The sequence below is a fragment of the Blautia sp. TF10-30 genome, assembly GCF_003481245.1.
Taxonomy (GTDB): Bacteria; Bacillota; Clostridia; order Lachnospirales; family Lachnospiraceae; genus Fusicatenibacter; species Fusicatenibacter saccharivorans.
Genome location: NZ_QUKM01000001.1, coordinates 357,071 through 383,572, shown reverse-complemented (window position 1 = coordinate 383,572; position 26,502 = coordinate 357,071). Strand labels below are relative to the sequence as shown.

At 48.1% G+C, this 26,502-nt stretch carries 21 protein-coding genes; 20 read left to right on the top strand and 1 reads right to left on the bottom strand.

Going from position 1 to position 26,502, the window contains the following annotated elements; translation table 11 throughout:
* Positions 1 to 178 precede the first annotated feature (178 nt).
* From DXD02_RS01735 to DXD02_RS01695, 9 genes are all read left to right on the top strand, one after another.
* Positions 179 to 724 (top strand): hypothetical protein, encoded by a 546-nt coding sequence (locus DXD02_RS01735; RefSeq protein WP_117509083.1) that lies wholly within the window; start codon positions 179 to 181, stop codon positions 722 to 724.
* A 164-nt stretch (positions 725 to 888) separates the two neighbouring features.
* On the top strand, positions 889 to 1,797 hold the full coding sequence (locus DXD02_RS01730; protein WP_147326092.1) for an aminoglycoside phosphotransferase family protein: 909 nt from the start codon (positions 889 to 891) through the stop codon (positions 1,795 to 1,797).
* Between the two features lie 313 nt (positions 1,798 to 2,110).
* Complete coding sequence (locus DXD02_RS01725) at positions 2,111 to 3,661, top strand: ATP-binding cassette domain-containing protein (protein WP_118666294.1); 1,551 nt, start codon at positions 2,111 to 2,113, stop codon at positions 3,659 to 3,661.
* A gap of 223 nt (positions 3,662 to 3,884) precedes the next feature.
* Positions 3,885 to 5,174 carry an ATP-binding protein gene (locus tag DXD02_RS01720; protein WP_118594709.1) on the top strand — a complete coding sequence of 430 codons (1,290 nt, stop codon included), beginning with the start codon at positions 3,885 to 3,887 and terminating at the stop codon, positions 5,172 to 5,174.
* 40 nt (positions 5,175 to 5,214) lie between these two features.
* A complete protein-coding gene (locus tag DXD02_RS15675) occupies positions 5,215 to 5,619 on the top strand; it encodes a hypothetical protein (protein WP_243106329.1) in 405 nt (134 codons plus the stop codon).
* Positions 5,620 to 5,724: 105 nt separating this feature from the next.
* Positions 5,725 to 6,828 (top strand): glycerol dehydrogenase, encoded by a 1,104-nt coding sequence (locus tag DXD02_RS01710; RefSeq protein WP_118666293.1) that lies wholly within the window; start codon positions 5,725 to 5,727, stop codon positions 6,826 to 6,828.
* 259 nt (positions 6,829 to 7,087) lie between these two features.
* Entirely contained in the window at positions 7,088 to 7,771 is a 684-nt protein-coding gene (locus DXD02_RS01705; protein WP_055218183.1) for a response regulator transcription factor, read from the top strand.
* On the top strand, positions 7,768 to 9,366 hold the full coding sequence (locus tag DXD02_RS01700; protein ID WP_226906309.1) for a sensor histidine kinase: 1,599 nt from the start codon (positions 7,768 to 7,770) through the stop codon (positions 9,364 to 9,366). Before DXD02_RS01705 ends, DXD02_RS01700 begins: the two co-directional genes overlap by 4 nt.
* A gap of 120 nt (positions 9,367 to 9,486) precedes the next feature.
* Entirely contained in the window at positions 9,487 to 10,035 is a 549-nt protein-coding gene (locus DXD02_RS01695) for a TetR/AcrR family transcriptional regulator C-terminal domain-containing protein (RefSeq protein WP_055226495.1), read from the top strand.
* 21 nt (positions 10,036 to 10,056) lie between these two features.
* Here DXD02_RS01695 and DXD02_RS01690 read toward each other — a convergent pair whose 3' ends face one another.
* Positions 10,057 to 11,079 carry a hypothetical protein gene (locus DXD02_RS01690; RefSeq protein ID WP_118666292.1) on the bottom strand — a complete coding sequence of 341 codons (1,023 nt, stop codon included), beginning with the start codon at positions 11,077 to 11,079 and terminating at the stop codon, positions 10,057 to 10,059.
* A 296-nt stretch (positions 11,080 to 11,375) separates the two neighbouring features.
* On the opposite strand from DXD02_RS01690, the gene DXD02_RS01685 reads away from it, so the two are divergent.
* The 11 genes from DXD02_RS01685 (at position 11,376) to DXD02_RS01635 (ending at position 26,450) form a co-directional block, all read left to right on the top strand.
* Positions 11,376 to 12,176: a PHP-associated domain-containing protein gene (locus DXD02_RS01685; protein WP_055218178.1), complete on the top strand. Its 801-nt coding sequence runs from the start codon at positions 11,376 to 11,378 to the stop codon at positions 12,174 to 12,176.
* 93 nt (positions 12,177 to 12,269) lie between these two features.
* Entirely contained in the window at positions 12,270 to 13,442 is a 1,173-nt protein-coding gene (locus DXD02_RS01680) for a metallophosphoesterase (RefSeq protein WP_022463295.1), read from the top strand.
* A gap of 387 nt (positions 13,443 to 13,829) precedes the next feature.
* Positions 13,830 to 15,164: an aspartate--tRNA(Asn) ligase gene (aspS, locus tag DXD02_RS01675; protein WP_330427168.1), complete on the top strand. Its 1,335-nt coding sequence runs from the start codon at positions 13,830 to 13,832 to the stop codon at positions 15,162 to 15,164.
* Positions 15,165 to 15,487: 323 nt separating this feature from the next.
* The gene (locus DXD02_RS01670) at positions 15,488 to 15,946 is read left to right on the top strand and encodes a hypothetical protein (RefSeq protein WP_117800885.1); all 459 of its coding nucleotides are present in this window, start codon (positions 15,488 to 15,490) and stop codon (positions 15,944 to 15,946) included.
* A 230-nt stretch (positions 15,947 to 16,176) separates the two neighbouring features.
* Positions 16,177 to 17,634, top strand: coding sequence for a radical SAM protein (locus tag DXD02_RS01665; protein ID WP_055226489.1), 1,458 nt, complete (start codon positions 16,177 to 16,179; stop codon positions 17,632 to 17,634).
* A 185-nt stretch (positions 17,635 to 17,819) separates the two neighbouring features.
* The gene (locus DXD02_RS01660) at positions 17,820 to 18,731 is read left to right on the top strand and encodes an AAA family ATPase (protein ID WP_117800888.1); all 912 of its coding nucleotides are present in this window, start codon (positions 17,820 to 17,822) and stop codon (positions 18,729 to 18,731) included.
* A gap of 11 nt (positions 18,732 to 18,742) precedes the next feature.
* Positions 18,743 to 20,530, top strand: coding sequence for a cobaltochelatase CobT-related protein (locus DXD02_RS01655; RefSeq protein ID WP_118666291.1), 1,788 nt, complete (start codon positions 18,743 to 18,745; stop codon positions 20,528 to 20,530).
* Between the two features lie 236 nt (positions 20,531 to 20,766).
* On the top strand, positions 20,767 to 21,228 hold the full coding sequence (locus DXD02_RS01650; RefSeq protein WP_242991099.1) for a MarR family winged helix-turn-helix transcriptional regulator: 462 nt from the start codon (positions 20,767 to 20,769) through the stop codon (positions 21,226 to 21,228).
* Positions 21,222 to 22,970 carry an ABC transporter ATP-binding protein gene (locus DXD02_RS01645; protein ID WP_117760378.1) on the top strand — a complete coding sequence of 583 codons (1,749 nt, stop codon included), beginning with the start codon at positions 21,222 to 21,224 and terminating at the stop codon, positions 22,968 to 22,970. Before DXD02_RS01650 ends, DXD02_RS01645 begins: the two co-directional genes overlap by 7 nt.
* A 3-nt stretch (positions 22,971 to 22,973) precedes the next feature.
* Positions 22,974 to 24,899 (top strand): ABC transporter ATP-binding protein, encoded by a 1,926-nt coding sequence (locus DXD02_RS01640; protein WP_118659129.1) that lies wholly within the window; start codon positions 22,974 to 22,976, stop codon positions 24,897 to 24,899.
* A gap of 240 nt (positions 24,900 to 25,139) precedes the next feature.
* Entirely contained in the window at positions 25,140 to 26,450 is a 1,311-nt protein-coding gene (locus tag DXD02_RS01635) for a M18 family aminopeptidase (protein WP_118666290.1), read from the top strand.
* The last annotated feature ends 52 nt before the right edge of the window (positions 26,451 to 26,502 follow it).

Below are 26,502 nucleotides of genomic sequence, written 5' to 3'. Positions count from 1 at the left end.
TTACCGGTCTTTTTCTATGCATATCATGAGGCGGCCATTCCTTTGATGCAAATAGAAACATGATAAAAGTATTGCGCAGCAGAATAAAGTATGATACCATAAATTTACAGAAAAAATAAAGAAACGATAGAATATTCAGTATTAATTAAAAAATCAGGAAACAGAAGGGGGGAAGTTTATGAAGATAAGACAGACAATCTTTTTATTACCTTTGTTTTTGCTGGCGGGCTGCGCATCTGCAGGAGGATCACAGAGCAGAGATCTGGATTTAAAGGAACTCTGTACAGAGGAGCAGGTTTTCCAGTATGCGGATTTTGAATGGGGAACGGATTCGGAACAGCTTTTCAAACAGAGCTTTCTGAAGTTTGATGAAAAAGATCTGGGACAGGGTGATGAGAGCAGCACAAAGACATACGAGAGCAAAGAAAAATTTTCCCTGGAAAATGCAGAATCTAACATGGATCTGGAATTTTCGGACGGTCAGCTGAGTCAGGTTTCCTTTACTTTTGACATCGAACAGGATGCCAATACATGGATTCAGAAAGAAGTAGACGAACTGAATTCTTTATACGGCGGAGGAATTGCAACTGGACTCGGAAATCAGATTTATCAGTGGCAGGGGGAGCAGGATACGGTTCTGCAGCTGACGGCTTTTACGGAAGGGGATGAAAGCGCAACCGTTATCTTAAGCGTGGCATCGATGGAATACTCGATTGGATCATAAAATTGACAGATACGGGCGCATCAGACGGCAATGTCTGGTGCGCCTGCTTTTTTGTGAAAAACTTTCCAAAGCTTTTAAAAGCCAGAAAGATAGAATGACAAAAGTGTCACAGATGTGATATAGTAGTAGAATAATGTGAAAAAGAGAAGGATTTGACAAAAGAGATGGAGTTAGGAAATTTTCAGAAATCAGTAGATTCAGATGAAATCAAAACAATGGCATTTGAAATCATCGGAGAACCGGTAAAAGCAGTTTCCCGCATCTGCGAGCAGTGGGGCGAGGCGGAAGATGAAGTGCGGGAGTACGATGTGTATGTGATCGAGACAGATGCAGGAAAATATACACTGAAGAAAACCGGCAGCAAAGAAGCGCAGATTTATGCGCAGTATCTGTCAAAAGGAGAGTTTCACGTACCGCAGTATGTCGGCATGCGGCAGGCAGAGGATGCGGACTGGATCTGCATGAAGTATGTAGAAGGAAACGACATGCGGGATATGACGGACGAGACAACAGAAAAAGCGGCAGAAACCTTAAGTAAAATTCAGTCGTATTTCTGGACACCGTCGATGGACAAAGCGCCGGAAAATGAAGTGGAGCAGAGATTTGTCGAATACTGGAAACGCGTTCTGCGCCGAGCATCGTCCGTAGCGGATGATCCAATTCTGCGGAAAGCGTATCAGATGTTCCTGGACCGCCAGCTGACTTGTCCATGTACGATGTCAAACGGTGATTTCCTGCAGTGGAATGTGATCTATGACGGCGAAAATGTTGTCATGATTGACTGGGGATTTGGTGGAATGATGCCGTATTCTCTGGACATTGCAAGATTCCTGGCACATGCGACCGAGACACGGAGTACTTTCCCGTTCTACATGGACGATGCACAGAAAGAGCTGTTTCTGGATCGGATGTATGAAGCGTTAAAGACAAAGATTTCACGCGAACAGTTCAATCTGGATGTGAAGCTGGCCACGCTGAATGAGTATATCGAGTTTGTGGAAGCAGAAGAGGACGAAGACGGCTGGTATCTGGAGCATGCACAGGCGCTGGCAGAGGAACTTCTCAATTTGTAAAAAAACGGATTGCATTTATCTGTAAGTTGTCCTATAATAGGGAACAGAAAATAAAAAGAAAGAGCACCATTGGTGTAAAGGTGAGGGAATGTTTCTGCGATAATCGACTTTAAGAAAAACACAAAGAACGGACAGCCTGGAAAACAGGCCTGTTTTTCGTGTACGCTTAAAGACGAGAATCGCTGAATCATTTCCTTTTTTTATGAGAATAGAACAGGGATATTTTTTTGCGGGTCTGTTTTGCGTACGCAGGACAGGCTCGTTTTGCGTAAAAAAGCAGAAAAGAGGCTGCCGGAGCAAAGGGGGCTTCTGTATGATGCAGATAAAAAAATTAACACTGACACATAAAAAAGATCTGCGAGTGATTCTCGAAGATTTTCAGCTTGTACTGAATGACGGTGATAAGGCCGTTATCATTGGAGAGGAGGGAAACGGAAAATCGACGCTGCTGAAGTGGATGTACGATCCCGCACTGACGGAAGATTACATCGAATCCACAGGCGAGCGCATCATCGGAAAGGAGCGGCTTGGATATCTGCCGCAGGAACTTCCGGAGGCGGAGAAAACGAAGACGGTGTATGAGTATTTCTATGAAAAAGAAAAGTTCTGGGATCAGACACCGAAGGATCTGGCGGTGCTGGCAAGAAAATTTGGTCTGACGGAAGAATTTTTCTACCGGGATCAGCAGATGAGTGAGCTCTCCGGCGGCGAGAAGGTGAAAGCGCAGATGATGCGTCTTCTCATGGAGGATGTCACAGTCCTTCTGCTGGACGAGCCGTCAAATGATATTGATCTTGCGACACTGGAACTTCTGGAGAAACTGATCCGCGAATGGGAGCATATTGTTGTTTTTATTTCGCACGATGAAACGCTGATTGAAAACACGGCAAATATGGTCATTCATATTGAACAGATTGTGCGGAAGACAAAATCGAGATACACGGTTGCGAAACTTCCCTATCGGACGTATGTAGAGGAGCGCCTGCAGAATTTCGAGCGCCAGGAACAGAAGGCGCAGAGTGACAGGAGAGAGAAAGCGCTGCGCGATGAGAAATACCGAAAGGTATACCAGAGCGTGGAGAACGCCTTGAACAACTGTTCCCGTCAGGCACCGTCCGTGGCGAAAAATCTGAAGGACAAAATGCATACCGTAAAGGCGATGAACCGCAGATTTGAAAAAGAAGATGCCCGCATGACAGAAATGCCGGAGCAGGAGGAAGCGATTTATTTCCAGCTTGGAGGAGCAGAGGCAGCCATGCCCGCCGGGAAAACGGTCATCGAATATCAGCTTCCGAAACTGGAAACGCCGGATGGGGAGCGGGTTCTGGCGGAAAATATCACCTTAAAGATAAGAGGACCGGAAAAAATATGCATTGTCGGCCCGAACGGGGCAGGTAAAACGACACTGCTGAAAAAGATTGCGGCAGAGCTGAAAGAACGGGAGGATCTCCGCGTAGATTATATGCCGCAGAATTATGAGGATCAGCTGGATCTTTCCATGACGCCGGTCGATTTTCTGGATTCCACCGGGGAGAAGAGTGAGAGGACGAAGATTCGGACGTATCTCGGATCGCTGAAGTACACGGCAGACGAGATGGATCACCCCATCCGCGAACTGTCCGGCGGCCAGAAGGCAAAAGTATTGCTTCTGAAAATGAGCCTTGGCAATGCCAATGTGCTGATTCTGGATGAACCAACCCGAAACTTTTCACCCTTATCGGGACCGGTCATAAGAAAAATGCTCCGCGAATTTCCAGGCGCCATCATCAGCATTTCGCATGACAGAAAGTATATCGGAGAGGTGTGCGGGAAGGAGTATCTGCTGGAAAAAGACGGACTCAGACTGATCAGAGAAGAAAAATAAAAATATTTGATAACGAAAAATACGACGGTGGCTGGCCGTCGTATTTTTCCGTGGAGAGATTATGTTTGTCTTAAGAGAAGGTTTCACAGCAGATTCTGTTCCGGTGAAGTCGGGAAAAATGTTAATTTTATATTGAATTAGGTCGGGAAAAATGTTAAATTAGGGTAAGAATAACACGGGAAAAATGTGAAATAATAAAAAAGAGAAATGGAGGAAGATCAGCATGCGTCGATTTGCAATGGATAAACTATTAGACTGGAAGAAAAAAAGTAACAGAAAACCACTGATTTTAATGGGAGCCCGGCAGGTTGGTAAAACGTGGTTAATGAAAGAATTTGGTAAGACATATTATGAAAAAACCGCCTACATTTCTTTTTACAATAATCAGAGAATGCAGGCGGTTTTCGATACGGATTTCGATATAAAACGTATTATTATGAACCTCAATATTGAATCAGGCGTAACGATCACCCCAGAGAATACATTGATTGTTCTGGATGAAATTCAAAATGCACCGAAAGCGTTGGAATCTTTGAAATATTTTTGCGAAGAAGCACCGGAATATCATGTAATAGCAGCAGGTTCACTTCTTGGCGTGGCGCTTCATGAGGGAATATCCTATCCGGTGGGAAAAGTAGATTTACTGGATTTATATCCATTCAATTTTAGAGAATTCCTGTGCGCTATGGACGAAGAAGGGCTGGAAAGTGCATTGGAAACAAAGGATTACAATTTAATTGACAATTTTGCGGATAAATATTTGTTCTGGCTGAAAAATTATTATTATACAGGCGGCATGCCAGCAGTTGTAGATGCATTTCGCTTGAATAAAGATTATGCAGAAGTACGACAGATACAGAGTGATATTGTACGGCAGTATGAGGGTGATTTTGGAAAGCATATTGAAGCAAAAGTTCTCCCAAGAATACGAATGGTATGGGATTCTATTCCGATGCAGCTGGCGAAGGAGAATAAAAAATTTTTCTTTGGACAGATAAAGAAAGGAGCCAGAAGCAGCGAATTTGAAATAGCAATTCAGTGGCTTCTGGATTGTGGATTAGTATATAAAGTCAACCGGGTAAATGAGCCTCATATGCCGCTGAAGGCGTATAAAAATATGAATGCATATAAATTATTCGTACTGGATGTAGGACTGCTCGGAGCAATGAGTGAACTGCCAGCAGAATCCATATTGGAGGGTAACGATATTTTTGTTGAATTTAAAGGCGCGCTTACAGAACAGTACGTTCTGCAGCAGTTGATTTCAGATACCCCTTATACGCCATATTATTATGGAAATGAAAAAGCAACTTTCGAGCAGGATTTTCTGATTCAGAAGGCAAAGAGTATTGTGCCGATTGAAGTAAAGGCGGAACAGAACATTCGATCCCATAGTCTTAAAACATATTGCGAAAAATTCCAGCCGGAAGAAGCAGTTCGATTTTCAACATTGAAGTATAAAGAGCAGGAGCGGATGGTAAATATACCATTATACGCTGTTTGCAACTTATAAATTAAAACAGCTATAAATCCCACGAAAGAAGGTGATCCCCATGCCATTTAAAATCATCCGAAACGACATCACAAAAGTTCATGCCGATGCGATTGTCAACACAGCTAAGCCTCAGACAATTTACGTGAAAACGTATCAGAGGGGCGGTTACCTTAATCAAAGCCAGACGTTCCACCCGTTTTACCAGCCGGAGCAGATCAAAAAGGAAGAACTGGACAAGATTCTCGAAGCCGACAGCATTGCTGATGACAGCACAATCCAGAATGCTTTTTACGATGCCCCGACAGTTGTCTATCTGTTTGCACCGTATACCTCCCCAAACGACGAACAGGACTGCTGCGTTGCAAAATCATTTACGATCAGGCAGAATAAACCGAAAAATCCCGGGGCAATATGTGAACTTCCGGGGTTCATTTTGGATGGAAATATTCTTGCAATTTTATAGCACAGTTATTATAATAAAGACAAGTTCTGCGGTAAACTCATTTTTCGCAGAAAACGCCAGAAGCGGAGGCTGACGTTCAAAAAACAAAAAAGGAGCGTAAGAGAAATGGCAAAAATTTTAATCAGCCCTTCCAAATATTTACAGGGCGCAGGGGAAATGAAAAACATCGGAACATATGCTGCAAAATGCGGAAAGAAAGCACTGGTTCTGATCAGCCAGGGAGGCTACAGACGGATCGGAGCAATGATCGAAGAAAGCTTTGCGGGAAGCGACTGCGACGTTGTTTTTGATTATTTCAACGGCGAGTGCTGTGAGAGTGAGATCAACCGTCTGGTTGCTATCGTGAAAGAAAAAGGCTGTGATCTGGTCATCGGTGTCGGCGGAGGCAAAATTTTTGATACCGCAAAAGCAGTTGCCTACTACGCAGAAATACCAGTATTCATCTGCCCGACCATCGCATCGACCGATGCACCGTGCAGCGCACTGTCTGTTGTATACACAGAAGAGGGTGTATTCGAGAAATACCTCTTCCTTCCGGCAAACCCGAACCTGGTTCTGATGGATACCGACATCATCGTAAAATCTCCAGTCCGCCTGACCGTAGCCGGAATGGGTGATGCACTTGCCACCTATTTTGAAGCAAGAGCCTGCCAGAGAAGCGGAGCTACTTCCTGCGCCGGCGGAAAAACAACCGAGGCAGCGATGGCACTCGCGAAACTCTGCTTTGACACTCTGATGGAAGAAGGCGTAAAAGCCAAAATCGCTCTTGAAGCCGGCGTATGCACCCCGGCAGTCGAGAAAGTCATCGAGGCCAACACCCTCCTTTCCGGAATCGGTTTTGAAAGCGCAGGCCTCGCAGGAGCCCACGCCATCCACAACGGCTTCACCGTACTCGAGGAATGCCATCACATGTACCACGGTGAAAAAGTAGCCTTCGGAACCCTGACTCAGCTCGTCCTGGAAAACGTACCGCTTGATGAACTCGAAGACATCATCTTATGGTGCATCGAAGTCGGTCTCCCAGTCACCTTGGCTGAACTCGGTGCCGGAAACGTAACCGACGACCAGCTCATGGAAGTAGCCAAAACCGCATGCGCAGAGAACGACACCCTCCACAACATGCCATTCGAAGTAACCCCGGAGACCGTCTTCGCCGCCATTAAAGCAGCCGACGCCTACGGCAGATACTATCTCGACGAAGAAGAATAACCCGTATGAAAAAAGATCTTCTGCCAACCCCAGGAGATCTTTTTTCATACCCAAATTTAATCAATACAAAAAATAGAAGTTTCCAACTCCCTTCCTATATGTTAAAATAAACTCACCCCATTTCACAGAAAAAACATAAACCCATGTTAAAGTAAAATGGTAAAAATATCAAACATAAAAACACAACGAGATCAGGAAAAAGCACGAGCGGGCGGGCAGCCGGGCGTTTTCCGTCCGTCATATAAAGGAGACAAAACTCATGGAAAAATTAAAAATCCTAGTAGTAGACGACGAAAGCCGCATGCGCAAACTCGTCAAAGATTTCTTAGTAAAAGCCGGATACGACGTCATCGAAGCCGGTGACGGCGAACAGGCCGTAGACACCTTCTACGCCCAGAAAGACATCGCCCTCATCATCCTCGACGTCATGATGCCCAAAATGGACGGCTGGCAGGTCTGCCGCGAAATCCGCCAGAACTCCAAAGTCCCGATCATCATGCTCACCGCCAAAAGCGAAGAACGCGATGAACTCCTCGGCTTTGACCTCGGCGTAGACGAATACATCTCAAAACCATTCTCCCCGAAAATCCTCGTCGCCCGCGTCGAAGCCATCCTGCGCCGCAGTGGCAAAACCGGCGAAGACGACGTATTAGAAGCCGGCGGCATCCGCATCGACAAAGCCGCCCACATGGCATCCATTGACGGAAAACCAATGGAGTTAAGCTATAAAGAATTCGAACTCCTCACCTACTTCCTCGAAAACCAGGGAATCGCCCTCTCCAGAGAAAAAATCCTGAACAACGTCTGGAACTACGACTACTACGGCGACGCACGCACCATCGACACCCACGTCAAAAAACTCCGCAGCAAAATGGGCGACAAAGGCGATTTAATCAAGACCATCTGGGGCATGGGCTATAAATTCGAGGCGGACGAATCATGAACGGAACAGAAAAACAAAATGAGACTTCCATGGAGATGCCTGCAGAAGATTCCCGTGTGACAATGGGAAACCAGACGGAGAAAAAGCACCGGTTTCATTTGAAAATGCCACAAAAGGGAAGAAAACACTCCGTCAAAAAACGAATTGCCTACACTTTTATTGCGACCATGGCAGCTACCCTGCTTATCATCGGCCTGATCAATTACTTCTTTCTCGGGTCCTTTTATATCCGGGATAAAGAACACATTCTGGCAGAGAGCTTTCAGAAACTGAATGCGACAGGCGGAGACAGCGACAATATCCCTGATACCTTCGAGCAGTTCTGTGCTACCAACAACCTGAAAGTCATTATTACCGGACCGGAGCTCAGCAGCTTCGTCTATTCCAACGCAACCGACCGCCAGAGCCTCCAGACCCTGATCTTCGGCCTGATCAGCGGAAACGAGCAGGCAAATACCAAAGTCGTTGACAGCAAAGACAACTATCAGATCCAGAAATTCTACGACAGCCACGCCGATGCCGAGTATCTGCAGATCATCGGCTGGTTTGACAATGGAAATTGCTACTTTGCAAGATGCCCGCTGGAGAGCATCACGGATGCGGTCGGCCTTTCCAACCAATTTTACCTCTTTATCGGCATTCCGATCATCATCATCGGTGCCATTGTGATCTGGATCATCACCCGCCAGATCGTCCGTCCGGTGCAGGAGCTGACCGAAATTTCGAAAAAAATGGCAGCCCTTGACTTCGATGCCCGCTACGTGAGCGGCGGAAAAGACGAGATCGGCGAGCTTGGAAACAACTTCAATGTCATGTCCGAACAGCTTGAGCAGGCGATTTCCGAGCTGAAAAGTGCGAACGTTGAGCTGCAGAAAGATATTGACAAAAAAACGCAGATTGATGAAATGCGCCGCGAGTTCCTCTCAAATGTCACACATGAGCTGAAAACCCCGATCGCTCTGATTCAGGGTTATGCGGAAGGCCTGAAAGACAACATCAACGACGATGAGGAAAGCCGCGAGTTCTACTGCGATGTCATCATCGACGAGGCGGCAAAGATGAACGAGATGGTCAAAAAACTCCTGAACCTGAACCAACTCGAGTTCGGTGAGGATCAGGTCAATATGGAACGGTTCGATCTGAACGCCGTGATCAAAGGCGTGCTGCAGTCCTCCGACATCCTGATCCGCCAGAAAGAGGCAAAAGTGCTCTTTACCGGCGGCGACCCGCTCTATGTCTGGGGCGATGAATTCAAAGTCGAGGAGGTTATCACCAACTATCTGACGAATGCCCTCAACCATCTGGACTACGACCACACGATTGAGATCACCTGCAAAAAAGAAGGGAATGTCGTAAAGACAACCGTTTTCAATACCGGGGACCCGATCCCGGAGGAGGATCTCGACAAGGTATGGGTGAAATTCTTCAAGGTGGACAAAGCGAGAACAAGGGAATACGGCGGAAGCGGCATCGGCCTTTCCATCGTAAAAGCCATTATGGATTCCTTCCAGCAGCAGTGCGGCTGCCAGAATTACGACAACGGTGTGGCATTCTGGTTCACACTGGAGGCAGATGGAAAAACGGAAGAAGCATGATTGCAAAAAGCGTGCCAGAAAAAGGAAATACAGCCTTTTCCTGGTGCGCTTTTCTTGCATAAAGGAAAAAGATGGTGTAGAATAATAGCACAAACGGTCGAAAAGAGAGGGAGAGAAGAGATGGCGGATTCCAACAGTACAAAGAGTGCGCTTGCAGATGCGATGAAAAAATTGATGGTACGCAAGTCTTTTGCGAAAATCAGTATTTCAGATCTCTGCGAGGAATGCGGTCTGAACCGGAAAAGCTTTTATTATCATTTTAAAGATAAATACGATCTGGTAAACTGGATCTTTTATGTGGACTTTCTGACAAACATGGGCGGAAAGAACTTTGAGAATGAATGGGATGTGCTGGTGGCGGTCTGCAATATTTTCTATCAGAATAAAGCATTTTACCAGAGTGCCCTGAGGATCGAAGGGCAGAACAGTTTTAAGGATTACTTTTACGAGATGCTCGAGCCGGTCATGGCGTTTTTTGTACAGGATCTCTTTCAGGTACAGAATCAGAAACTGTTTGTAACGTTCTTCTGTGATGCCTTCCTGACCGCGGTTCTGCGCTGGTTTTCCATGGAAAGCGAGCTGGAACCGGAAACGTTTGTCGAAGAACTGAAAGAAGTGATATACAGATCATCAGAAAAAATAGCAGCCAAAGCGGAACCAAAGAAATAAAATTCCGCTTTGGCTGTACTTTTATGCATCTGCGAGCAGTTCACGGTAAAATATATTCCGAAGAGACAATTCTCCAAAGGAAACGGTGGGCGTATCGAGTGTGCGGGCCATGTGATCCGGCAGAAGCAGCAGATACGCCGGATTGGCGGTGATAATCTGCTCAATTTTGCGGGAGTCTTCCTGCACTTCGATCGGGAAGAATGGCTGTATGGGGGTGAAGCGGTACTGTTGAACAACATCGGAAACAGCCCGGATACTTTCTTTTGAGCACGAATCATCTGCGACCAGAAAGAAAAAGACACTCTGTTCCATCTGGGAATACAGGTGGTCAAAAGAGAGCAGATAAGCGGCAGCATCTGCATCCTGATAGACTTTGTGCATACCGAACAGCGTTTTCTGATGGCGCAGGGCTTTTGCCATGGAAGCCGTTGAGGGGGCATCAATTGGAAGAGAAACCATCAGGTTCGGGCAGGATAAAAGCAGTTTCTGCTGTTTTTCGGTAAGCGGCGTATCGGAAAGAAACCAGAGAAACGCGCATTCCGGATGCGACTGGATGACGGCAAGGTAGGATTCCATATCCTCATGATGATCCATGGAGCGGAGCTGATAAGAGTAGATGCCGTATGTCAGACCAGTTCTGACCACGGATGCAAAAAACGAGGAATCATAAGTGTCCGGGATGCGGCTGTCGAGACGGAGCTTGACAACCCAGGGAACAGCAAAGGAAAGTTCTTTCTGCTTCTGGCGCAGAATCTGCGCACCGTAGGTAAAACTGTTGTAGCCGATGTTGATGCCGAACTGACGAAGCGCTTCCGGATCGTTGCTGCGCAGCAGAAAGTCGATCGCCTGATAATACGGGCTTTCATCGTTGCGCAGAAGATCCTGAAAAATGGCAAAAATCTGATTCTGAAAGCGGCCGCGGGAAAATTGGCGGCCAAGATCGCAGAGCTTGCGGACGCTGCGTTTCGGATCTGCGTCCATCTCCACCATCGCGCGTGCAACTGTTGTGTCGATCAGTGCGCGGGTGATGTCCTGTGAATTCATAATGTGTTCCTCCGATCAAGTAAAATAAGCTGTTTTTATCATAGCAAAAAGAACACGGTAAAAACAGGGACAAAGAACAGGAATTGTCTAAAAACTCCATTCCTTAAGGAAAATTTACCAGATCTTCAGAAGAAATTTCTTTTTCTTTTGTGGAAAAAGTGGTAAAATAAAGTTAGATGGTACAAACTATCGATTCTGCCGCGCCAAAAACGCGGCGGAACCATCCGAAACGATTCCAGAAAAATAGGAAAAACGAAATGGTTTTCGAACATGGAAGATAAAAGGAGGCGTTTTGCATGAAATTTGATATGCACTGCCACACAAAAGAGGGTTCGATGGATGGAAAAGTCATGATTGAGGAGTACATCCGAACACTGAAACGAAAAGGATTTGGAGGAATGTTGGTATCCGACCACGATTCCTATGACGGATACCGCGAGTGGAAGAATGCCATCAAGGGAAGAGCACACCAGGATTTTGTGGTATTAAAAGGTGTTGAGTACGATACGTGCGACTGCGGCCACATTCTTGTGATTATGCCGTTCGGCGTAAAATTAAAAATTCTGGAGCTACGCGGTCTGCCGGGATCGATCCTTGTCAAGATCGTCCATGCGTACGGCGGAATTTTAGGACCGGCGCATCCGTACGGCGAAAAATTTATGAGCATGATCAGCACGAATGAACGGAAGAAAAAGTATCAGCAGCGGATTGCCCAGCTTCTCCCGCAGTTCGATTTTGTTGAAATTTTCAATGCGTGTGAGAGCGCGGAGACGAACGCAAAAGCGAAACGGCTGGCGGAGAAATTCAATAAGCCCGGCTTTGGCGGAAGCGATGCGCACCGGCTGGACTGCATCGGAAAAGCGTATACCGAGCTGCCGGATACTATCAGAAGTGAGGATGATCTGATCGCCTACGTAAAAACGTGCCCGCAGATCGAATGCGGCGGCGAACATTACAACGGAACGACGAAAGACCGGATCGGCCGCCTGAACATGGTGCTTGTGGATTCGTTCTATTTCTACAACAAACTTGCAAATGGCTGGCGCTGGCGGAAGCGGAGACGTGAGCTGTTTGATATCATAGAGAAAAAACTCTGATGAATGCCTGGCAAAAAAGCGTGCCGGAAACGTTTCGTTCGGCACGCTTTTTCCTGCCCTGTATTTGAATCGAAAAAGAGAGGAAACATACGTATGCTTGCAATATTTCTTGCGCCGGTCTACATACTGGCAAATGTATTTACCGCCTACTGGCTGCTGCGGTGGATGAAGGAGGTGCATCCTTTGTTCCGCCATCCGGCCGTGCTGGGTGTCATTTTGGTGCTGTATGCATTTTTTGCACTTTCCCTGCTGACGAGCTTTCTGATCAAAAGAGATCCCGTTCACCGGATTTTAAAGGTCATCAGCAACTGCTGGCTTGGCATGTATCTGTATTTTCTTGGCTTCACCGCGATTCTGGTGCTGCTGCGCTTCATTTTTGCGCATACGGCACTGACGAAAACTTGGCTGTATTCTCCGATGGGATTGAAAGCGGTCGGCCTTGGCGCGATCCTTTTTGTGACGGGAATGTGCATCTACGGAATGGTGCATGCAGTCCATATTTACACGACACGATATGAGGTTCCATCGAAAAAGGATGCACATCTGAAAATTGCTCTCGTCGCAGATCTTCATCTGGGGTACAGCATCGGCAGTCATCAGATGGAAGAGATGGTGGAAAAAATCAACGCTGAGGAGCCGGATGTCGTTGTGATTGCCGGGGATATTTTTGATAATGAGTACGATGCCATCTATGAGCCGGACCGCGTGGCGGATCTTCTGGCGGGCTTAAAGAGCCGGTACGGCACGTACGCCTGCTACGGCAACCACGATCTCGATGAGAAGATTCTCGCGGGCTTTACGTTTGAGACGAAGGAGGAGCGCATCGCCGACCGCCGGTTCGGTGAGTTTCTGGACCGCGCGAAGATTCATCTGCTGGAGGATGATGTGGTCTGTATCGATGATGCCTTTTATCTGGCGGGCCGAAAAGATCCCGACCGGATCCGCAAAACGCAGGAGACACGCGACACGCCGTCCGAACTGCTTACCGGACTGGACCAGTCGCTTCCAGTTTTTGTGATTGACCACCAGCCGTCGGAGCTGACCGAGCTGGCAGAGGCAGGCGCAGACCTTGATCTTGGCGGTCATACGCACGACGGACAGCTCTTCCCAGGCAATATCCTTACCGGCCTGATGTGGGAGAATGCCTGCGGGATGAAGAAAGTCGGAGACATGTACAGCATCGTCACATCCGGCGTGGGTCTCTGGGGACCGCCGATGCGGATCGGGACGAAAGCGGAAGTGGTGATCATCGATTACGGAAAATAAGGGTTGACAAAACCGGAACGCAGAACTATAATACAACAAAATTACGAAACAGAGGTTATCAACGATGAACGAGATGCACAGCGTACAGATGCACAGGGACGACGATTGATAGCGCTTGTATCAAAGTGAAGACTACTATACTTCACAGGTACAGGCGCTGATTGTGTTGTACCTGTGTGGAAGATAAGGCAAAGGGAAACCACACTGGGAGAAAAAGAAATACCCCGTGTGGTTTTTCTTTGCCATTTTTTATCCATGCGGGAATGACTTGAAATTTACATCAGAGAAGGGTTGTGATCGTATGGGACATACAGATTATGTCCATATGGATTTTCTGCTGATTTTGCGGCGATAAAGAAAAATCAGAACAGAAAGGCAGAAAAGACTATGAAGACAGAAATGAATACCGTAAAAGTAAGAAAAACAGAGGAACTCGAAGCAGAGCAGTTAGGAGCACACATCGGCGAAATCGTGCGGCTGCATGGAAGCATTTACAAAATCCGAAAAATGAGCTCATTTGCATTTGTGCTGCTTCGGACGAAACGGCAGATGGTACAGTGCGTGTACGAGCCGGCGTATGCCCGGTTTGCGTTGGAGGAATTAAAAGAAGAGGCGTGTGTCCGGTTTACCGCGGAGGTGATCCGTGAAGAGCGTTCCAGAAGCGGGTATGACCTGCATCTGTTAGACGTGGAAATCCTCTCCGAGCCGGAAGAAGTACCGCCGGTTGTCATCAACCAGAAGCGGGTCAACACTTCCATCGAGAACCTGCTGGACTACCGGCCTATCACGCTGCGAAATGAAAAAGAGCGCGCGGTTTTCCAGATTCAGGCCAGGATCTGTCAGGCGTTCCGCGAATTTCTGGATGGACAGCACTTCACCGAAATCCACACACCGAAGCTCGTAGCAGCGGGAGCCGAGGGCGGAGCTAATATCTTCTCCCTGTCGTATTTCGGCGAACAGGCATATCTGGCGCAGAGCCCGCAGTTTTACAAGCAGATGATGGTCGGCGTCTTCGAGCGTGTCTATGAGATCGCACCGGTCTTCCGGGCGGAGAAGCACGACACGGCGCGTCATCTGAACGAATATACAAGCGTGGACTTTGAGATGGGCTATATCGAGAATTTTGAGGACATCATGGCGATGGAGCAGGAAATGCTGCGGTACACATTTGGACGGCTGCAGGAGACATGCGGAGCGGAGCTTTCGCTTTTAAAAGCAGAGGTGCCGGTGATCACGGAGATTCCGAGAATCCGTTTTTCCGAGGCGAAAGAGCTGGTGAGCCGCGTATACAAAAGAGCCTTTTCGGAGAAACTGGACTTTGAACCGGAGGAGGAAAAACTGCTGTGCGAATATGTGAAGAAAACGACAGGCAGTGACTTCGTATTTGTGACACATTATCCAAGCGCCAAGCGCCCGTTCTACGCGATGGACAGCAGAGAAAACCCGGCAGTGACGGAAAGCTTTGACCTTCTCTTCCGCGGCCTTGAGGTGACGACCGGCGGCCAGCGCATCCACAATTACCGGGAGCAGGTGGAAAAGCTCGAAAGCCGCGGCATGCATGTTGAAGCGTTTGAGAGCTATCTAATGATGCACCGCTGCGGCATGCCCCCGCACGGCGGCCTCGGTCTTGGGCTGGAGCGGTTTACGGCACGGCTTCTCGGATTTGAAAATGTGCGGAACGCATCCCTGTTTCCAAGAGACATTCACCGTCTGATTCCGTAAACCAGAAGAGTGTAAAAAACTCCGGCGAAGCCGTGGCGCAGATCCACGGGCTTAGCCGGAGTTTCATAAGATTTCCCTCCCTTTTGAAAGATAGCGTAACCGTTTGGATATTTCTGTTATACATCAGGGGAGTGAAAATGACAAATTGTTTATTGCAGACAGGATTGCTGTATAAAAGTCAGAATTTTTGCAGAAATGAGCCTTGTAAAGCGTCCGAAAATAGGCTATACTAAACAAGGTTTGGCTGCCGGAAGAATCTGGCAGTATCGGCAAATATTGGAAAAAAGAAAGACGGGAGTTTCCCGGTTTGAGGATAGGAAAATATGAAATTATATGACATTTCCGGAGAGCAGTTTTCCGCAATGGACGCGCCGCGTCATCTGATGACGGAGGAAGGAACGGCGCAGACGACGCTCGACCGATCACTTGGCATCTGTCAGGTGGCGGAGCTTGAGGGAAAAGTGACAAGAGAAGTGCTCGAGGAGGTCATGGAAGAAGACTGTGAACGTCTCCTGATCCGCGGCGATGCGCAGATTACACGCGATGGGGCAGATTACCTGGCAGAGAAAAAACTGGTGCTGCTCGGTGTGGAGCAGGAAACTGTCGGAAATGAGACATCAGGGAATGATGTTCATCAGCAGTTACTGAAAAAAGGCACGGTGATTGTTGAAAATCTGAATCTGGAGAAAGTGACCTCTGGTCATTATTTTCTCGTGGCTGCGCCGATCCAAAAGAAACACCAATACGGCGGCCCGATCCGTGCGGTTCTGATCGAAAATTAGGAAATGCCCTGTGTGAATCCGAAAATGCAATGTGAAACATAACAGAAAGAGAAAAACAGGAAAAAGTGTTCCCTCGTGGGACACTTTTTTTGATATGTCCAAAACGAGGGAATTTTGGGTTGTATTTTCCAAATATGGAGAATATAATGGGAAAAAGCCAGGATGTGGTATTCAAAACCAGATCAATTCCGGGCGAAAATATTAAACTATTACAAAGGAGATCGTGAACAATGGATGCAAAAATGAAAGTAGAAAGAGCCGCTGCAGGCGCTGCGATCGATGGTGTTTTAAAATATGTGAACCACGGAGATGACAGAACAAAAGCACTGCTGAATCTGACGGATTTTGTACAGAAATTTACCGGAAATATGTTTGCGGAGAAAACGTTCGACAATATCCGCACCATGCTGCAGAATCCGGACAACAAATGGGTACAGTATGTCAACCGCGGACTGGACGAGCTGGATCCGCAGGTGATCAAAATGACTGCTTTGAACCTGGGATTCCAGGCAGCTTTCGTCGGAACGAAACAGATCCGTATGAACCGTGAAAAATACAACTGCAACATCCCATGGACGATGCTGATGGACCCGACAAGTGCCTGTAACCTGCACTGCACCGGATGCTGGGCAGCAGAATACGGCCACAAGCTGAATCTTTCCTATGAGAAACTTTCTGATATCATAAGCCAGGGAAAAGAGCTGGGAACCTACTTCTACATGTTCACCGGCGGCGAACCGCTTGTGCGCAAAAAAGACATCCTGCGTCTGGCAGAAGAGCATCATGACTGTGAATTCCACTGCTTCACCAATGGAACCCTGATCGACGAGGAGTTCTGTGAGGCGGTTCAGAAGCTCGGCAATATCTCCTTCTCCCTGTCTCTGGAAGGCTTCGAGGAGGTCAACGACGGACGCCGCGGCGAGGGTATTTTCGATAAAGTTCTGGCAGCCATGGATCTGATGAAAAAACACGGTCTGCTTTTTGGTACTTCCATCTGCTACACAAGAGCAAACCTCGAGACCGTTACAAGTGACGAGTTCCTGGATCTTTTGATCGAGCACGGATGCCGTTACAGCTGGTATTTCCACTTCATGCCGGTCGGCATGGACGCTGCACCGGAGCTGATGCCGACGGTTGAGCAGAGAAAATATATCTATCACAGACTGCGTGAGATCCGTTCCGATAAGAGTGACAAACAGATCTTTGTTATGGACTTCCAGAACGACGGTGAGTTTGTCGGAGGCTGTATCGCAGGAGGAAGAAACTACTGCCATATCAATGCAAACGGCGATGTGGAGCCGTGTGTTTTCATCCATTACTCCGGCGCCAACATCAACGAAGTTTCCCTGATCGAAGCACTGCAGCAGCCGCTGTTCCAGGCATACCGCGATGGACAGCCGTTCAACCGCAACCACCTGCGTCCATGTCCGATGCTCGAAAATCCGGAACTGCTGCGTGAGATGGTAGAGAAGACCGGCGCGAAGTCAACCGACCTGCAGTCTCCGGAGAGCGCAGAGCATCTGTGCGGAAAATGTGATCTGTATGCTGCTGAGTGGAAAAAAGCCGCAGACGAGCTGTGGGCAGAGAATCCGCATCACAAACAGAGATATGAGAACTATAAGAAAGAGAACCTGGACGAGGAGGCAAAAGCTTCCACAGAGGAGATTCTTTCCGGAATCCGTGGATAATGCGATCGATGAATCGAAGATAAAATAGAAGCAAGACACCGGAAAATGGGACGAAAACCTGTTTTCCGGTGTCTTTTTGTGCGGGCAGTGAGCCAAAGTCCGACCTTGCAGAAAGCGGCCGGATCCCGTATACTATAGAGAAGCAAAGCGATATTTTAACGACAGAGAGGATTAAAAAATAGAAGATGAACGATTCATTTTTACAGGAACAGGGCGTAAGCGGGGCGTTAATTGAGAGTGTGCGGAAATTCCGCGAGAGCTATCCGGTGGCGGAGGGCTTAGAGAACCGCATGAGCACGCCGGAAATCCCGTTTTTCGGAAAAGAGATTCTGGAGATGGCAATTGCCGCGCTGCTGCAGGGCGAAAATCTGCTGCTGACCGGCGAGAAGGCAACGGGAAAAAACGTGCTGGCAGAGACACTGGCGTATGTTTTCGGAAGACCGACGTACAACGTTTCCTTCCATGTAAACACAGGAAGCGCCGAGCTGATCGGAACAGATACGTTCCAGAACCAGGAGGTCACACTCCGGAAAGGCAGCATTTACCGCTGTGCAGAGGAAGGCGGTTTTGGCATTCTCGATGAGATCAACATGGCGAAAAACGATGCGGTCAGTGTTCTTCACGCCGCGCTCGACTACCGCCGCATCATCGATGTGCCGGGCTACGATAAAATTCCGCTTCACCCGGCGGCGCGGATGATCGGAACGATGAATTACGGCTATGCGGGAACGAGGGAGCTGAATGAAGCGCTGGTGTCCCGCTTTCTGGTGATTGACATGCCGCCGCTTACAGAAGAGACACTGTTTTATTTGATGCAGTCAAAATTCCCGGATCTGAAACCGGCGGCACGCGAAGCGCTGGCCGGCCTTTACCTCGATCTGCAGAAAAAGGCAAAACAGGCGGAAATCACCACGCGCGCGCTCGACCTCCGCGGTCTGTTCGGAGCGATCGGCACGATGCGCCAGGGGCTGTCCCCGTATCTTGCGGTGCAGATCGGCATTGTCAATAAATGCTTTGACCTGTTTGAAAAAGAGATCGTGCGGGATGTCGTGCGCACGCGGATTCCGGAAGAGTGGACGCCGCAGGATATTTTTTAGAGGAAATACGTATGGTGACAGAGGAAACATTAAAAACGCATGAGATGGAGCTGGAAAGCCGGATCCGCAATCTCGTCTGGACTGTCAGCGGCGACTACACGCTGAAGCTGAACCCGGATGTGGAGCGGTATGCGAAGGAGCCGGATACGGTACTGTACGACACAATCCGCCAGGGCGCCTTTTCGTGTTACTTTGATCGGGAAGCCTACAGCCTGTATCTGGTGAAGAAGGTTTACAGCGGCGCAGCGGAGGGAGAACTGATGATGCTCGCCCAGCTGGTGACGGAGGAGGCCGTATCGAAGCGGCTCGAAAGCGAGCGCCCCGGTGTCAAGGGCTTTCGAAGGAGAGCAGCGGAGGAAATACTGGACCACTCGTTTGAATCTTTATCCAAAAATGAGACAGGCCGCCTGAAACTGGAGTATCTGCGCGGAAGAAGAGAGGAGGACGAGGGGAAAAGCCCTTCATACTCGGGAAAAACGCGGGAGTGGATGAAACTGCTGAAGCACGCATCCGAAACAGCGGATACAATGGAACTGATCCGGGTGACGGACGAGCTGTACAATAAGGTCGTCGATCCCGCATTTGTGAAAAAGCACGGTGATCTTGCCTCGGTTCTTGCGGTAACGATCGAGGAGCTCACCGAGTATTCCTGGAAGGATTTCCTTTCGGAAGAGCTGTATGAGGACGGGCTCGAGACATATCTGGAGCGAGTTTCGCTTGATATGACAAATTTCACATCAAAAGAGGCGGAAGAGAAGAAAGAAAAAACAGCGGGAAGCGATACCAAAAAGGTCGTTGTCGTCGATGAGAAAGCGCTGGCACGGATGTATCAGTACATTCAGCGCAATTACGGAAAAACGTGGCTCTCGGAGAGTGAGGAGAAAAGCCGGAATTACCAGCTCTGCCGCGGCATCCACAGCGACTGCAGCCTCTATTACACGGAGGGTGTGCTGAAAAATCCGGTCGGAAAGTATTATCAGCTCTCCTACGCGCAGAAGCAGAAGGATAAAAACCTTCATGCCTATTACGACCAGCACCGCGCGGTGCGGCAGAACATTTCGCTGCTGTATCAGGAACTGAAAAAAGCGATGCTGCTGCAGGAGGATCAGTCGTTTGCGGATGCAGACCACGGAATTTTACAGCCCGCGCGGATGTGGAAGGTGGGACGGAGCCAGAATGCGGATCTGTTCCGGCTGGAGCAGCGGCGGAATTCGCTGGATTTTGTCGTGGATATTCTCGTAGATGCGAGCGGTTCCCAGCGGCCGCGCCAGGAGAATGTGACACTGCAGACGTACATTCTGGCGGAGACCTTAAGCCGCCTGCACATCCCGTTCCGCGTGATGAGCTTCTGTACGTTCTGGGATTACACGATCCTGCACCGGATGCGCGATTACGACGATCCGCGGGAGAAGAACAGCAATATTTTTGAGTATATCACATCCTCAAACAACCGCGACGGGCTTGCTGTCAAGGCGGCGGGGATGGATCTTTTAAAACGCCAGGAGGACCGGAAGCTGCTGATCCTCTTAAGCGACGGAAAGCCGTACGATGTGCTGGTGAACCGGCCGAATGCGAGAAATCCAAAGCCGTACCGGGATGACTATGCACTGCATGACACGGCAACTGAGGTGCGGCGCCTCAGGCAGCAGGGTGTCTCGGTGCTTGGGGTCTTTGTAGGCGAGGAGACGGAGCTTATGGCGGAGCAGAAGATTTTCGGCAAGGATTTCGCGTATGCGCGCGATATCCGCAACTTTTCCCATATGGTGGGAAGCTATTTAAGAAGAAAAATCGAAGAATAAACGAGCGGAATGCTCTGGGCGGAAAGTGAAAAACTTTTATCCGGAGCATTTTTTTCGATTTTTTTACGCAAACAGGTTGACATTTCCCACAAAATCTCCTAGAATGTTCTATAGCGAACTGTTTAATATGAAACAGTCATCTATAGAACAGTTGCTTATGGAACAGTCCTTATTCAAACAGTTTTATAACGAACAGATGGGGACGGCAGCAAAGGGGAAAGGAGGAAAAAAGCAGCGTGTGTTGTAAAAAAAGAAAAATCGGCCACGAACTGCGGACGCTGGACAATATGATGTCACGGAACCTGATGGCAGCCGCCAGAGAGCGGGGCGTCGATGAACTGACGGCCATGCACGGGTGGATTTTGGGCTATCTGTGCAGGAACGAGCACAAAGATATTTTCCAGAAAGATATTGAAGCGGAATTTAAGATCTGCCGCTCTACCGTGACCAACATTTTAAAGCTCATGGAGAAAAAGGGCTACATCAAACGGGAGTCCGTTCCCTATGACGCGCGGCTGAAAAAACTGGTGCTGACCGATACCGGAAGAGAGCTTCACGAGAAGACGAAAGATATGATCGATATGCTGGAAGAACAGACGGTTGCGGGAATTTCAAAAGAAGATCTTGACACTTTCTACCGTGTCATCGATCAGGTCAAAAACAACGTAAAAAATATGTTAGGAGAGACATCATGTTAAAAACACTTGGAGCACAGGTAAAAGAGTTTAAAAAAGCCTCCATTGCCACTCCGATTTTCATGATTCTGGAGGTTATCATGGAGATGATCATTCCTCTTATGATGGCATCCATTATCGATAACGGTGTAGAAAAAGGCGATCTCCATCACATTTACGTGGTGGGAGCATTCATGGTAGTGGCAGCAGCCATCGGTCTGTTTGCAGGTATCATGGGCGGAAAATATGGAGCAAAGGCATCTGCCGGATTTGCAAAAAATCTGCGTCAGGCCATGTTTGAAAATATCCAGGAATATTCTTTTTCCAATATTGACAAATTCAGTACAGCAGGTCTTGTCACCCGTCTGACCACAGATGTGACGAATCTGCAGAATGCATATCAGATGATCCTTCGTATGTGCATGCGTGCACCGGCGAGTATGATCATTGCAATGATTATGTCGTTTTACATCAATGCACGCCTTGCGAGCATTTATCTGGTGGCCGTTATTCTTCTTGGAACGTGTCTGTTTCTGATCATGCGGTCTGCAACCAAATATTTCGAGCAGGCATTTCCAAAATATGATGAATTAAATGCGAGTGTGCAGGAAAACGTATCCGCAATCCGTGTGGTAAAAGCGTATGTGCGCGAAGATTATGAGACAGGAAAATTTCACAAAGCGTCCGAAAATATTTATAAAATTTTCTGTAAAGCAGAAGAAAATCTTTCCTTTAACGCACCGCTGATGCAGCTGACCGTGTACAGCTGTATTCTTCTGATCAGCTGGCTCGGCGCCAAAATGATTGTCGGAAGCAGTCTTTCGACCGGAGAACTGATGAGCCTTCTGACCTATTGCATGAACATTCTGATGAGCCTTATGATGCTTTCCATGGTATTCGTTATGATCACAATGAGCCTTGCAAGTGCGCGCCGTATTTCAGAAGTCCTGAATGAGAAGAGTGATCTCGATAATCCGGAGAATCCGGACTTTTCGATTCCGGATGGAAGCATTACCTTCGATCATGTCTATTTCAACTACAAAAAAGGAGCCGGCGAGCCGGTTCTTTCGGATATCAATCTTTCCATCCAATCGGGTGAGACAATCGGTATTATCGGTGGAACCGGAAGTGCGAAAACAAGTCTTGTCAACCTGATCAGCCGTCTGTATGATGTAACAGATGGATCCGTTAAGGTCGGCGGAAAGGATGTCCGCTCCTACGATATGGAAACGCTGCGAAATGAAGTAGCCGTTGTTTTACAGAAAAATGTGCTGTTTTCCGGTACCATTCTCGACAATCTTCGCTGGGGTGATAAAAATGCTTCGGAAGAAGAGTGCAAGCGTGTCTGCCGTCTTGCCTGCGCCGATGAATTTATCGACCGGATGCCGGAGGGCTACAACACCTACATCGAGCAGGGCGGATCCAACGTATCCGGCGGCCAGAAACAGCGCCTCTGTATCGCAAGAGCACTGCTGAAGAAACCAAAGGTGCTGATTCTGGATGACAGTACAAGTGCTGTCGATACCGCAACCGACGCGAAAATCCGGAAGGCATTCCTGACCGAGATTCCTGAGACGACAAAGCTGATCATTGCACAGCGTATTTCCAGTGTGCAGGACGCAGACCGCATCATTGTCATGGAGAACGGAAAAGTAAATGGTTTTGGAAGCCACGAGGAATTACTGAAAACCAATGAAATTTACCGGGAAGTATATGAGTCTCAGACCGGTGGCGGCGGAGACTTTGACGAAAAGAGAGGTGAGTAAGGAATGGCAGAGAGAGTACAGCAGGTAAAGGGGCCGGGAGCAAGACCTCCAAGAGGGGTGAAACCGCAGGTCAAGAATCCGATGAAGATCTTTACCAGAATTATGAAATATGTATTAAAGGATTATACGGTACACTGCATCGCTGTTGTCATTGCGATTTTTGTCAACGTCCTGGCAAATGTACAGGGAACGATGTTTATGAAAACGCTGATTGACGGCTATATCACGCCGATGCTGACCCAGCCGGATCCGGATTTTGGCCCGCTGCTCCACGCAATTTTGCGGGTGGCCGGATTTTACGGAATCGGTATTGTGGCTGCGTTCGTTCAGAACCGTACCATGATTTATGTATCCCAGGGAACCCTGCGGAATCTGAGAAATGATCTGTTCGGCAATATGGAAAAGCTGCCGATTAAATATTTTGATACCCATGCGCACGGCGACATCATGTCGATTTATACAAATGATATTGATACCCTGCGTCAGATGATCAGTCAGAGTATCCCGCAGATCATCAACAGTGCAATCACGATTGTCAGTGTCTTTGTCAGTATGCTGATTCTGAACATCCCGCTGACGATTACAACGCTGGTTATGGTATCTATCATGCTGGGAGTGACAAAAAAGGTGGCCGGATTTTCCGGAAATTTCTTTGTAAAACAGCAGAGGGATCTTGGTAAAGTCAACGGCTTTATCGAAGAGATGATGGATGGCCAGAAGGTTGTCAAGGTATTCTGTCATGAAGAGGAGAATATCGAAAAATTCAAAGAAATTAATAACAATCTGTATGAGAGTGCTTACAATGCCAATGCGTTTGCAAATGTTATCGGACCGATCAATGCACAGCTTGGAAATATGAGCTATGTTGTCTGTGCAATTGTAGGCGGTGCACTTGCCCTTGGCAGCGTCGGTGGCTTTACGCTCGGTGGTCTGGCAAGCTTTCTGACCTTCAACAAGAGTTTTAACATGCCGATCAACCAGGTCAGCCAGCAGCTGAACGCAATTGTTATGGCACTTGCAGGAGCGGAACGTATTTTCCGACTGATGGATGAAGAGCCGGAGCTGGACGAGGGGTATGTAACGCTTGTCAATGCGAAGAAAGAAAACGGAAAACTCACCGAGACGAAAGAGCGTACCGGAAAATGGGCATGGAAGCATACGCACCAGGCAGATGGATCTGTGGATTACCGCGAGCTGCAGGGCCGTGTGGTATTCGAACATGTTGATTTCGGCTACAATCAGGATAAAATTGTTTTGCACGATGTATCGCTGTTTGCAGAGCCGGGTCAGAAGATCGCGTTTGTCGGTTCTACCGGAGCCGGAAAGACAACCATTACCAATCTGATCAACCGCTTCTATGATATTCAGAAAGGTAAGATCCGTTACGATGAGATCAACATTGGAAAGATCAAAAAAGATGACCTGAGAAGATCGCTTGGCATTGTTTTGCAGGATACACATCTGTTTACGGGAACGGTAAGAGAAAATATTGCCTTCGGAAAGCTCGATGCGACGGAGGATGAGGTTGTAGCAGCAGCAAAACTGGCGAATGCGCACGGATTCATTATGCGTCTGCCGCAGGGCTATGACACAATGCTGACCGGAGACGGTGCGAATCTGTCCCAGGGTCAGCGGCAGCTTCTTGCGATCGCGCGTGCAGCCATTGCAGATCCGCCGGTACTGATTCTCGATGAGGCGACAAGCTCCATCGATACCCGTACCGAGCGCATTGTTCAGGATGGTATGGATAAGCTGATGAGCGGAAGAACAACCTTTGTTATCGCACATCGTCTGTCTACCGTACGAAACGCCGATTGTATCATGGTTCTTGAGCAGGGACAAATTATTGAACGCGGTACCCATGATCAGCTGATGGAACAGAAAGGAAAATATTACCAGCTGTATACCGGAAATCAGGTTTCCGCATAGCAGAAAAAACGGAAAAAGTAAGTCCCGCACGACAGAAAATAAAAATCTGTCTGTGCGGGATTTTTTTGCGAAGCAGCGGCTGGTTTTATGTGCGAGTAGCGAAGCGGATTGCGAATATCCGCTTCGAAATGATGATTGCGAGTGATACAGTAAGTTCCCACAGGTTTTTGGGTCTTGAAAAAGACAGCGGGATTTTATAAAATAGAAGAAGCGTTTGAATATATGCAAAGGAGAAAAACTATGGAATACCTGAATACAGCGCAGGAGCTGCTCGATTTTATCATGCGGTGCAAAAGCCCGTTTCATGTGGTAAAAGAAGCCGGCGATCTGCTGAACGAAAATGGATATACAAAACTGGAGGAGACAAAAGAATGGAGTCTCGTTCCGGGCGGAAAATATTATGTGACGAGAAATGAATCCTCGGTGATTGCGTTCCAGATCCCTGAGAGCGCATTTTCCAGCTACCAGATCATCGCAAGCCACAGCGACTGTCCGACGTTTAAAGTAAAGGGAGAGGATCCATTCGTGACGGATGGTCATTACACCCGCCTGAACGTGGAGGGCTACGGCGGAATGATCCGTTCCCCATGGTTTGACCGTCCGCTTTCCCTGGCGGGCCGCATGGTGGTACGTGACGGAAACAGCGTGAAATCCGTGCTGGTTGATGCCGGACGAGATCTGGTGACGATCCCGAATCTGCCGATTCATCTGAATCGTGACATCAACAACGGAATCAAATACAGTGTGCAGACCGACATGCTCCCGATTCTCGGTGATGAGACAGCGAAAGATCATTTTTACGAGCTGTTTCTGCCGGATACCGCAAAAGAGGATATTCTCTCCATGGAGCTTTATCTGTATAACCGAGTGGAAGGATCCATCTGGGGTGCCGGAAAAGAGTTTTTATCCAGTGGGCGTCTGGATGACCTGCAGAGCGCGTTTGGCTCCTTAAAGGGCTTTCTTGCTGCAAAGGCAACAGGCCAGGTCAATGTCTGCGCAATCTTTGACAATGAGGAGGTAGGAAGCCTCACAAAGCAGGGCGCAGATTCGTCGTTCCTGACTGAGACCCTGCAGCACATCAACGCAGCGTGCGGAAAAGACACGACCGCTTACCACAGAGATCTTGCGGGAAGCTTTATGGTTTCTGCCGATAATGCACATGCGTTTCATCCGGCGCATGCGGAGAAATACGATCCGAAGAGCCGCGTCTACATGAACGGCGGCGTTGTCATCAAACAGAGTGCAAACCAGAAATACACGACCGATGCTGTTTCGGAAGCCGTAACAAAGATGATTTGCGAGAAGGCCGGCGTACCGTGCCAGGTATTCGCAAACCACGCTGACATTCCGGGCGGAAGCACGCTCGGCGCAATTCTGAACTCTCTTGTCTCGGTGACAAGTGTGGATATCGGAATGGCTCAGCTTGCGATGCATTCCCCGTATGAGACGGCAGGTGCCAAAGATACTGCTTATCTGGTGCAGTTCGCAAAGACCTTTTATGAGACGACACTGGTGCGGACAGAGCATGGATTTTCTCTGGAAGAAAAATAAAAGTTTAAGATAGAAAAAAGCGGCCGGCGGGACTTTTGAAAAGCCTCTGCCG